The 11,966-nt window shown below is 36.3% G+C and carries 6 protein-coding genes; all 6 read left to right on the forward strand.

Going from position 1 to position 11,966, the window contains the following annotated elements; all coding sequences use genetic code 11:
* Nucleotides 1-4,241 (forward strand): glycosyltransferase (locus tag IIC38_15345; protein ID MCH8127311.1); only part of this gene is annotated, 4,241 nt, incomplete at its 5' end.
* Between the two features lie 47 nt (nucleotides 4,242-4,288).
* The gene (locus IIC38_15350; protein MCH8127312.1) at nucleotides 4,289-7,144 is read left to right on the forward strand and encodes a response regulator; all 2,856 of its coding nucleotides are present in this window, start codon (nucleotides 4,289-4,291) and stop codon (nucleotides 7,142-7,144) included.
* Between the two features lie 553 nt (nucleotides 7,145-7,697).
* Entirely contained in the window at nucleotides 7,698-9,578 is a 1,881-nt protein-coding gene (locus tag IIC38_15355) for a glycosyltransferase (protein ID MCH8127313.1), read from the forward strand.
* 198 nt (nucleotides 9,579-9,776) lie between these two features.
* On the forward strand, nucleotides 9,777-10,901 hold the full coding sequence (locus IIC38_15360; GenBank protein MCH8127314.1) for a flagellin: 1,125 nt from the start codon (nucleotides 9,777-9,779) through the stop codon (nucleotides 10,899-10,901).
* Between the two features lie 86 nt (nucleotides 10,902-10,987).
* Nucleotides 10,988-11,359, forward strand: coding sequence for a flagellar protein FlaG (locus IIC38_15365; protein ID MCH8127315.1), 372 nt, complete (start codon nucleotides 10,988-10,990; stop codon nucleotides 11,357-11,359).
* Between the two features lie 44 nt (nucleotides 11,360-11,403).
* Nucleotides 11,404-11,966: hypothetical protein (locus IIC38_15370; GenBank protein ID MCH8127316.1), on the forward strand; the 563-nt coding region annotated here is incomplete at its 3' end.

The following is an 11,966-nucleotide window of genomic DNA, read 5'->3' on the forward strand; positions in this document are numbered from 1 at the left end:
ATGCGCTCCCAGATCTTAATTATAAAAATGATGGTAAATCGACAGAGCGAATATCCCAATTAATTCTTACATTGGCAAATAGAAGTAGAGAAAATAAAGCTAGTCGAAACTTATGGCCTACGACAGAATTGAACAAAGATAAAATAAGGTCAAAAAGGAACAGCAATACTAAGCTTAGAATTTTAGAAGTCATCCATAGTTTCCTTCCTTTCAAATCTGGTGGAACAGAACTGTATACTTTTAACCTATCAAAAGAATTACAAAAATTGGGACACGATATTTTGGTTCTTTTTCCATTTCTTGCAGAGGATAAAAAGGAATTCTCTTTTAACCATTCTCGTTACAACGGTATCCCAATTGTCATGTTCAATTTGTTTGAAAGTTATAAGTCGAAACGATCTGAATTCCTAAATTTGGAATACGATCAGCCTTTTCGTGATTTCTTGAAGAATAATAAATTTGATATTGTTCATTTTCAGCATCTGTATGGGTTATCAGTGAACTGGCTTTCCATTGCAAAAGAAAGTGGAGCCAAAGTTGTTCTTAAACTTGATGATTTCTATTTTTACTGCAAACAAATTCATTTAATTCAGTCAGAAGGATCTTACTGTTCCGGGCCCGAATCACTTAACAAATGTATTCAATGCTGTTATCCTGCCCAAAAAGATAAAAAGTCTGAAAATTTAATAAGTGAATTTGAATATCGGAATGAAACCTTAAAATCGGCATTTTCCATACCTGATTTGGTTCATACACCTTCTCGTTTTGCTAAAGAATCTCATCAAAAAAATGGATTTGTGAATTCAAATTTTAAAGTGATTCCCACCGGGATTTTACCATTTAAAGTGCTGACAAAGACCAAAGCTATCGATGAAAAAATAAGAATTGCATATGTCGGAGCGATTGATCGCCGCAAAGGTGTCTTGGATTTCATCAGAGCGATAGAACATTTTATTGATCAGCCTGATATCAGCCAGAACGAAGCCAAATTAAAGTTTAAAATCTATGGCAATCATGACGATGATGATTTGTCTGAATTTGTCTTCGCTAAAGTGGCCGAGTTGGATTGTCTGGAGTACGAAGGAACATTTACACAAGATGACCGATCTAAAATCTTCTCTCAAATAGATGTAATGGCCATCCCCTCCATAGGCGAAAATTATCCATTCATCATCAGGGAAGCACTCTATGCGAACATCCCGGTGATTGCAACAAACATATCGGGAGTTCCGGAGATCATTGCCAACGGCGTTAATGGATTCCTATTTCCTCCGGGGGATTTTAAATCTCTAGCAGCACTATTTGAGAAGATTACAAAACAGCCTGATTTGCTAAATGAACTTGATCTTACCTCTTTTCCCGCAAAAACCATTTCTGAAGAAGCGATTGAATTGATAAAAGAATTCAAAAATCTCCCTGAATCAAAATCAGAGCAGCCATTGGTCTCAATTGTAATTGTCACCTATAACTCAGAAGCCACGATACGAAAGTGTCTTCAAAGCATTCATTTAAATACGACGATCTCATATGAGATCATTCTAATTGATAATGCTTCGAATAAAAATGTCAAAGAAGTTATCAACAATAACCTGGAATTTCGAATTCCTATCACAATCATACAAAATGACGAGAATGCAGGATTTTCCAAGGCTTCAAATCAAGGTATTCAGCAAGCAAGAGGAAAATATGTTGTTCTATTGAATCCAGATACTGCCGTTTTGCAAGGATGGGCTGAGCAACTGATAGCTCATTTTAACAATGAAGTCGGCGCTGTTGGACCCATTTCAAACTATGCTGCCGGGTTACAAAATGTGAATGAGCATATCGATAAAAAATTGCATGGCAATTTCTCTGTTGAGGAATTAAGCGCAAGAATTTACCAGACAAACAATGGTAAATCTATCGAAACTAAACTGCTAATCGGGTTTTGCATGATGATTAAGAAAGAGACGATCGATAAAGTTGGCTTATTGGATGAAAACTTGATTCTTGGCAATGATGATCTTGATTATTCACTTCGTTTGAGAGACGCTGGTTATAAACTATTAATCGCGACAGATACATTTATTTACCATGAAGGACAATCAAGCTTTGCGATGTTAAAATCCGCAGAAAAGCAGCAAATGATGCAGATGTCACTGGATCGATTTTATGCAAAACTTGAAACCAAATATGGTGAAGGAAAAGTTCCTTCTTCGATTCAGCTTTGGGGCTTAGACATCTTGGGCATCCCTTCTAAATTTACAGAAGGATTGAAACCTCTACTAAAAGTACCAAAATCACTGTCAATAAAAAAACGAATTGCCCTCATTTATGACAATGCTGCACGTCCAGATACAACTGGTGAATATTGTAAGCGAGCGTTGTGTCAAATTTGCCAGACCGACCATTTTCTTCCGAGCCAAATAGCAAGTTTAACGCCTGGGAGTTATGATCTTTTTCTGTTTATCGATGATGGTCTTAACTATGCGATCCCTTATTATCTCAGGCCAAACGCCTGGTGGGTGATTGATACTCACCTTCAATATAATGTTGATTTGCAAAAGTCCAGAAAATTTGATTTTGTTTTCGCAGCTCAAAAAGACGGGGCCGCAAAATTAAAGCGTGATGGAATTAACAACGTGAAATGGCTTCCCCTGGCTGCGGATCCAGAAATTCACAAAAAACATCAAGTAAATAAGGAATATGATATTTCATTTATTGGTCATTACGCCCATGGGCCAAGGAATAAACTTTTACAAATTATTAAATCAAACTTTGATAATGTTTACATCGGGCAACAATTTTTTGAGGAGATGGCCAAAACATACAGCGCTTCTAAAATTATTTTTAATAGAAGTTTAAAAAATGATATCAACATGCGTGTTTTTGAAGCAATGTCGACGGGAAGCTTGCTTGTTACAAACGATGTTTCAGACAATGGCATACTAGAGATTTTCCAGGACGAACAAGTACTCGTACAATATTCAAGTGAAGCTGAACTTCTTAAAAAACTAAAGTACTATCTCAAAGAAGAAAAGAAAAGAGAGTTCATTGCAGAGAAAGGGCGAAAAAACATATTAGCTAACCATACTTATACACATCGAATGAAAGTATTGTTAAGTGAAGTTTTTGAAAATGACGATACTGTTATGAGACCAACTCCAGACGAATTGGTTTCAATTATTTTGGTTACTTTTAACGGATTAGAAGCAACAAAAAACTGTATCGAAAGCATTCACAAGTATACAAATATTTCCTATGAATTAATTATTGTAGATAACGGATCAACGGATGGAACTTTGGAATATATAGACTCCCTTTCAAATGCGAAGACTATTCATAATCAGAAAAATCTTGGTTTTTCCGCTGCAAACAATATTGGCATAAAAAATAGTAAGGGTGATTACATTTTGCTTCTTAATAACGATACCATTGTTACTGAAGGTTGGTTAAATGGGTTGCTGCGCGCAATAAACCTTGCTCCGGAAGTTGGCTTAGCCGGTCCAAAAACGAATTGGGTATTTTCTTCTTCACAGATAGTTGATAGTCCAAAATATAAATCGCAAGCTGAATTGCAAACCTATGCAAAAGGTTTCACTAATCAACATAAAAACGAGTATTTATTGACGAATGAAATATTAGTCGGTTTTTGTTTATTGATTAAAAAAGAGGTTATTGACAAAATCGGACTTTTGGATGAAAGATTCGGAAACGGCAATTTCGAAGATGATGACTATTGTTTACGAGCTCGTTTAGCCGGATATGAAAAAATTGTTGCTGGCGATGTTTTTATTCATCACGAAGGTAACTTTTCATTTAAAGCAAACAATATCGATTACCAGGATCAAATGGAGCAAAATTTATTATTATTTAAAGAAAAATGGAAAGATGAAATAGAATTTCGTGGAAGAAAATATTTCCTGAAAAAGGATTTGGAAGCATTAGCGCAAACAGAAAATATTCGTGGTGAAAATGCATTTGAAAAAAATCGATTAGAAAATGCAAAGGAGCATTTCGAAAAAGCTTTAGAATGGGACCCGGAATATGTTGTAGCTCTGAATAATCTCGGTGTGCTAAATTGGCAATTAGGGAACACTTCAGACGCGGCGGATTACTTTTTAAATGCTTTGGAAAAAGATTCCAAATATCTGGATGCCATAGAAAACCTTATGCAAATAATTCCTAATTTGAACATGAACGATGAAGTGATGCAAAAATTTACTGAAATTTGTAAAGACAGCAATTTGGTAGTGAGTTAACCTGATTTGAAAATCAATATCTGAATGAATCTAAATATGGTGATTTAATGAACGATAATAGAACCATTGCTTTCAATTTGAAAAACTTGTTGCCTCTTTCTGAAAAGGATCTGCAAATCTATAGGGAGTTTTGTATTGTTGTGATGGTTCTCATTCCGATATTAGGTGGGATTTACGAGAATACAAATCCGGGTGCAAAGAATTTTGTAACTGACAGAATTATTTTGGCTCTTGTCGGTTTATCTGTTGTCGGGCTCTCGTATAAAATTCAATTGTTAAAAATATGGATGCGACAAATTGTCTATTTTTTTAATTTTACAGTTACCTTGTGGTCAATCCTTGTAGCATCCGTTAACCACTTCTCCGTTGAATATGTTTTCAGCCTGGTTATAGTTATTTTGGCAAGCAGTGTTAGCTTTACATCTGTCAATCAACTTTCGTGGTATTTCCTTTTGACTATTTCTTCTTCAGCATTAGCCGGTTGGTATGATCCTAATCCGTATGTTAATCGAAACATTTTTATTGGTTCTATTGCCACAGTAGGGCTGATTTCGTTTTTAGCGTTGCGATCCAAATTGCTCATTCAAAAAACCCTGGAAATCAGTGAAGAATTAATGAAAACGATATTTAATGAGTCTGCTGATGCAATGTTCCTGGTCGATAGGGAAAAACAGGATACGGTTGATTGTAATGTTAGCGCAGAAAAAATGTTCAAGGCAAAAAACAAAGATAGTTTGGTTGGAATTGATTTGAGAAATCTTGCTGAACTAGCATTTGAAATAGATACATTGGAAAAACTGCAAAGCGAAATTCTTAAAAATGGCAAGTGGGAGAAGGAACTAGAATTTAAAACTTTAGCAGGAACAGGGTTTTGGGGTGATATGGTAATTAAGGATATTGAAATTTCCGATAAAACTTATCATTTAGCCCGAATTACCGATGTCACGGAAAAGAAAAAAGCTCATGAAGAAGTGGCCTGGTTAGCAACTTTTCCTGAAAATGACCCTGTCTCGATTATTGAATTAAGTCCGGAAGGTAAAGTTACCTATGTTAATCCGATGACTTCTTCCTCTTTCCCTGACCTTGAGAAAAAAGAATTGGCACATCCTATTTTGTGTGATATTCAACCCTTTGTGAGAGATTTGAAGTCAAGAGGCAGCTCCAAATCATTTAGAGAAGTTCAATATAATCAATCTCATTACCATCAAAACATTTCTCTTGTGCCGAATCAAAACTTGATAAGAATTTCTAATATTGACATCACGGCTAGAATTCGAGCGGAACAAGAAATCATAGCGAGTGAATTAAAAAACCAGGCTTTGATTAATGCAATTCCTGATTTGATGTTTCAGATCGACAAACAAGGTGTGGTTTTATCTTACAAACCTGCGAAGAAAACACAAAATTCAAGAAATGTAATCGAAAAAAATATTAGTGAGATCTTCCCAAATGATGTTGCCGAACAAATAAGAACCAGCATTCATAACGCATTTCAAACTAAAGAAATACAGGTTTTTGATTTTCAAATTTCACAAGGCAATAAATTAAGGGATTATGAAGCGAGGATTGTTGTTAGTAGTTATTCTGAAGTTGTGGCAATTGTGCGAGATATTACCAATCGTAAGGAATTGGATCGCAGCTTAATAGCTGCTCGAGAAGCTGCTTTGGAAACATCCCGACTTAAATCAGAATTTGTAGCCAATATTAGCCATGAACTTCGGACACCACTGAATGGAATTATGGGCTTTAGTGATTTATTATCTGATTCCGAACTCGACGACGAGCAAAAACATTTCATTCAAGTAATTCGCAGTTCAAGCCAATCACTTTTGAAATTGATTAATGATCTTCTCGATTTTTCAAAAATAGAATCAGGGAAATTGGAATTAGAATTAATAGAATTTAACATAAGAGATTGCACCTGTAATTCCATCAAAACACTTTCAACCCTGGCCTATGAGAAAGGACTGGATTTGAATATAGAATTTGATGTCAATGTTCCAAAACAATTATCCGGTGACCCGGGACGGCTTCGCCAAATCCTGGTAAATTTAGTTTCCAATTCAATTAAATTTACGAACAAAGGTAAAATATCAATAACTGCTTCACAATTGTCTCGATCTGAAAATCGGGTTGAGATTCGTTTCACTATCGAGGATTCTGGTATAGGTATTCCAAAAGAAAAGCTAAATATGATTTTTTATTCGTTTGCGCAAGCGGATGGATCTTCTACCAGAGAATTCGGTGGAACAGGCCTGGGGCTTGCTTTAACCAAACAGCTGGTAGAATTAATGACTGGCAAAATCTGGGTTGAAAGCAAGGTTGGGGTTGGTAGTAAATTCCATTTCAAAGTGAAATTTGATATTGCTCATATCAAAAGCATACCGGTGGATAAGCACTCTAAGCTAAATTTAAAAAATAAAAAAGTTCTTGTTGTTGATAGTGTACCACAAAGTAGAAAATCATTTAAAGATATTTTTACGAAGTGGAATATGAAATCGATTATTGTGGGAAGCGGACAAAAAGCTATACTTGAAATTGAGAAGTCAAGGACTCAAAAGGAAGGTTTCTCATACATACTCATTGATGCAAATATTTCCGAAATTGATGGATTTACACTGGCAAGCCAGATTTCAAAAACTGAAGATTTAAACCACTCCATGATTATGATTCTATCTTCAACAGGTAAAAGGGGAGATGCCGCCAGGTGCAGAGAAATTGGTATATCAGCTTATTTGACAAAACCAATTAAGCCTGAACAATTACTTGAAACATTCGCAGCGATCGAAAACAATCGGAATTCGAACCAAAAAGAAATCCAACTGGTTACACGCCATTCCATTCGAGAAAATAAACAAAATATGAATCACATTAAAGAAGAAAGCCTCAAACAGGAATATTAAGATTATTGAATTCTTAACCAACCTTATTTAACCTGGATAATTCACAAACTTCATAACTGATTTATAAAACTGTCATTCCCGTCCCGCCTGGGGCGGGATTATCGGGAATCTTGTTACACAGGCCGCACATAGATCCCCGATAAAAATCAGACTGTCCGAGAACCGGTCTTGTCACTCCTGCAAGCTTTAATCAAAAGTTCATTTTGTGCTTAACTAATGCAAATAGACCCCCGATTAAAGCGCTCGGGGGTGACAGTTATGGGGTTCTCGGATAGCCTGAAAGCATTATGGAATGACACTCTACAACAGCCTGCACGACGAGATAACATAGTTGGAAATTTTAAGCTTAAAATCATAATTCATGAATAATGCAGGTTAATCATCCAATTTTTGACAAGAAGTATCTGAGATTATCCTTGGCCGTTATTTTGAGAAGTTCTCGATAATTTTCCAAAACTTTAGAAAGACGTTTAATATGAGTATCAAAAAGAAGAAGAAAAAAAATCAAATAAATAAACAGTCAAAAATTGAAGCTCCTCTCATAAGCGTATGTATGATTGTAAAAAATGAAGAAAAAAATCTTGGCAAATGTCTTGAACTTGCCAATGGTTTTGCCGATGAAATTATTGTTGTCGATACCGGTTCCGTAGATAAAACAACATCGATTGCTAAGAAGCATGGTGTACGGCTTTTTCAATTCCAATGGATTGATGATTATTCGGCGGCAAGAAATGTATCATTAAAACATGCTAGGGGTAAGTGGATTATCTGGCTTGATGCTGATGACCGGATTTATCCTGACCAGCATCCTCTTATCCGCAAGTTAGCACAAGAAAAACCGGATAGAGCATTTTATTTCAAATTAGTAAACGATGGCTTTGAAAAGTCCCAATGCCTTCAATTAAGGATGTTCCCAAATTTTAAAGAAATCCGATTTGAGAGACCGGTTCATGAACAAGTTGCGACCAGTATCAATCGTTTAGGATTACCTATCGTGAATTCGAAGGTTATCCTTTACCACACCGGTTACAGTAGTTTGGAAGTTGTTAAAGCGAAAAAGGAACGCTATATTGGTATGATGTCCAAATGGCTTGAAAGCCAACCAGGAGATAACGCAATTCGATATCAATATGCGCTTGCACTTCACACTTTAAAACAAAACGAAAAAGCAAAGGCAGAGTTTGAATTTCTATTGAACCACTCGCCGGATTTTAAGAAAACCGATCCGATGTATTATTTTTCATCGATATTGCTTGGTAGAACATATCTTGAATTAAATGATTTTGATAGCGCACTATCTGCACTTAAAACAGCTGAAGAAATTAATCCCAATACTGCATTTCTAAGAATATCCATTGCAGAAGTGTATGTTTATTCAGGTAATTATGATAAGGCTGTTCAATATCTAAATGAAACAGATATCAATCCTGAGGAAGAAATGTCTTCTTTTCCCTTAGATTATACAATCTTAAAGTATGGAAAATTGGTATTATTGGGAAAGAGCAAGTTGGAACTAGGCTATCCGGAATCTGCAAATTCGTATCTTAATGAAGCTTTAGAATTAGCTCCCCATAAACCGGATGCTTATAAGTTTCTTGCTGAAGTGAATAGAAACACCGGCAATTATAAAGAAGTCGTTCACTATTACACATTAGCTAAAGAAAAAGATCCTGAATATTTTTACTATGATTTTAAAATTGGGAATTTATTCTTAGCGTTGGGCTGGCTATCCAAATCAAAAGGGTATTTCAAACAATCTTTAGAAAAATTACCTAACCACCCACCCATCTTATACAATTTAGCAATTATTGAGCAGTGTAGTGGCAGGTATGATAACGCACTTTCTTATTTTAGTACATTACAAAAACTGGAAATTTGGAACGATAATTTCAGTCCTTTTTTTATCTTATGCTTAATGGATAAGGGAGATCTTTTATCTATTTCACAGAAATATTCTTTGTATTTAAATGGCAAAACCAAAGTATGGATGAGTTATTTATTAGATTTGTATTTTGAAAAAACGGAATCGTTCTGGACAAAGTTTAATGGTAGTCATCCGGAATTACAAGAAAAAAGCATTAATGAAGTTGTTGTTCATATCACAAAAGAAATAGAACAGTCAATAAATAACAAGGATTTTGTGTTGTCAGAACTACAATTGCGTGTGGCTTTATTCCTTGATCAGAAAGATACTTTGAGGTATTTATTGCAGTTGGCTGATATTCAGATGAAAAACAATAGATTATTTCAGTCAATAAATACATTTGAACAGGGAATAAATTTTACAACAAACGATCAACAGGTAATAGCAATATTAGATAAAATGAGTCGATGTTACTTGCAACTAGGTGTCGATGAAGCACATCAGATGTGCCTAAAACAAATCGAGCAAGTTAAAAATAATTCAATACAACCTCTTCTTTCCAGTCTTTAATCTTCAAGTGACCTCCCCCAAATTCTTCTTTTTATTCAATCCAAAACATCAATCTTCCATTAAAGTAATTTCATAATTTGACGATAATTTAATAAGTTCAAAAAATTCCGGCTAATGCCGGCAGCTAGAATTAGATGAACAAAGTAAACTGACTTAATATGCAAGGATGCATATTTTCTAAAAACACGGAGGTATAACATGGGTTTAAGAATCTATAATAACATCGCTGCGCTTAACGCAGGTCGTAACTTGGAGATAAACGATGCGCTGTTATCAAAATCATTAGAGCGCCTGTCGTCAGGATTGCGCATTAACCGTGCGGCTGACGATGCTGCAGGACTGGGTATTTCGCAAAATATGCGCGCCCAGATTTCCGGTTTGCGTATGGGAAGTCGAAATGCCTCTCAGGCCGTAAATCTGGTGCAGACCGCTGAAGGTGCGATGGTTGAGATTCATAATATGTTAGAACGGATGCGTGAACTTGCTGTTCAAGCATCTTCTGACAGTGTAACAGACACAGATCGTGGATACCTGGATTCAGAATATAACCAATTAAGTTCTGAAATTGATCGTATTGCTGATGCCACAAAGTATAATGGTGTAGCACTGGTCAATGGTAGTTATAGTGGCAATACAGTAAGTTTTGCGTCTGCTCAAACAACTGCTGATGCAGATCTTGGTGTTCAGAAGATTGAATTGAATGGCGCTGCCGCAGGAGTCTTCACCATAACAGATGCAAGCGGAACATCAATTCAAATGACTGATGGCACAATTACTCAATCTGTTACAATAGCAGCTGATCCTGGTGAAGGTGAAACCATAACTGTGAACTTCTCACAATTGGGAATCACGCTTACCCTGAACGAAGCCTACGATGATCAGGATTTGGAAGGCACGATTATCACTGTGGATGCAGGTTCGGGTGGGTCATTCCAGATTGGCGCGGATAACGATGCTAACAACCGGATTACCTTTAGTATTGGTAACTTGAAAGCAACAGGCAGCAATTTAGGATTGAGCGGTACAGGTGTCTCTACCAGGTCTGCCGCACAATCAGCGCTGGATTCATTAGACACCGCAATCGGCGCCGTTAATGGCGAGCGTGCTACATTAGGTGCGGTTCAGAACAGGCTCGGATACACAATTGCCAGTTCAAATAACACTGCAGAAAACCTGCAAGCATCTGAATCTCAAATTAGAGATGCAGACTTTGCACTGGAAGTATCTTTGTTCACAAGAAATCAAGTTCTTGTTCAAGCAGGTACTGCAATGTTGGCACAGGCAAACAGTACGTCACAAAACGTACTATCCCTGTTACGATAAACCTAGTTTAACCGTTAATCAGGTGGGGGTTATTCATTTAACTCCCACTTGATACTTTTTTTAAAGAATAATAAAGGGTGGTCAAAATGAGTGAAGTCAGTTCAGTTGGACAAGTTGCAGCAGAATACAACCCATATATTGGTTCTGTTGTTACTGAAGAATCCAATATCGCTCATTCTCAAGAACAAGCACAAAAGAAAATTTTCGCCGAAAAAATCGATGATGGTAATGTTGATAAGAATGCTGTTAAATTGCAAACTGAGGAGCTCAATCAGGTTGTAGATTTGTTTAATCACGAGCTCAGGTTTGAAATTGACGATCGCTTGGGCAAAGTGATTGTCAAAATAATAGATAAAGAAACTGGTGAAACCATACGACAAATTCCCCCGGAAGATATGCTGAATATAATGGCAAGAATAGATGAAGTTCTTGGAATGATGTTTGATGAAAGAGCGTAGGTTCTCTTTGGGATATGGTGTGTTTTTGATAGGAGGTTTTATCGATGCCCGGTAGCTTTTCAATTGGTGGACTGGCATCCGGTTTAGATACACAAAGTATACTTTCAAGTCTTATTTCTTTGGAAAGGCGTCCGATCATTTTATTAAATGGCCGGAAAGATGATTTTATCAAAAGGCAAGACGCCTGGAAACAAGTAAATTCCAAGCTGCAATCGCTAAAATCAGTAATCGATGATATACGCAAAAAAAGCGACTTTAATTTATATATAACAGAAACAGACGATACCGCAACTAAAGAATCTTTATCTTTAACCGCTACTTCCAGCGCATCAGCGGGGAGCCATTCTGTTATCATTATGGCTTTAGCGAGTGCTCAGAAATATGGTTCATCTGCTTTTACAAGTAAAACCACAGCCTTGAATCTTTCTGGTGAATTTTTAGTCAATCAAAAAGCAGTTTCAATAAGCTCAACAGATGACCTTGTTGATATTGTTGATAAAATCAACAATGCAAATGCAAAAGCTACTGCTTCGATTATCCAGGTAGATTCGACTGATTTTCGCTTGATTATTAACGGCGACAATGAAGGCGTTGATTCTCTTGATCT

The sequence above is a fragment of the candidate division KSB1 bacterium genome (assembly GCA_022566355.1).
Taxonomy (GTDB): Bacteria; Zhuqueibacterota; JdFR-76; order JdFR-76; family DREG01; genus JADFJB01.

Bases quoted from the DNA above. Each gene is read 5' to 3' on its own strand.
- IIC38_15365 (MCH8127315.1), top strand. From the start codon at position 10,988: ATGAGTGAAGTCAGTTCAGTTGGACAAGTTGCAGCAGAATACAACCCA.
- IIC38_15350 (MCH8127312.1), top strand. From the start codon at position 4,289: ATGAACGATAATAGAACCATTGCTTTCAATTTGAAAAACTTGTTGCCT.
- IIC38_15355 (MCH8127313.1), top strand. From the start codon at position 7,698: ATGATTGTAAAAAATGAAGAAAAAAATCTTGGCAAATGTCTTGAACTT.
- IIC38_15360 (MCH8127314.1), top strand. From the start codon at position 9,777: ATGGGTTTAAGAATCTATAATAACATCGCTGCGCTTAACGCAGGTCGT.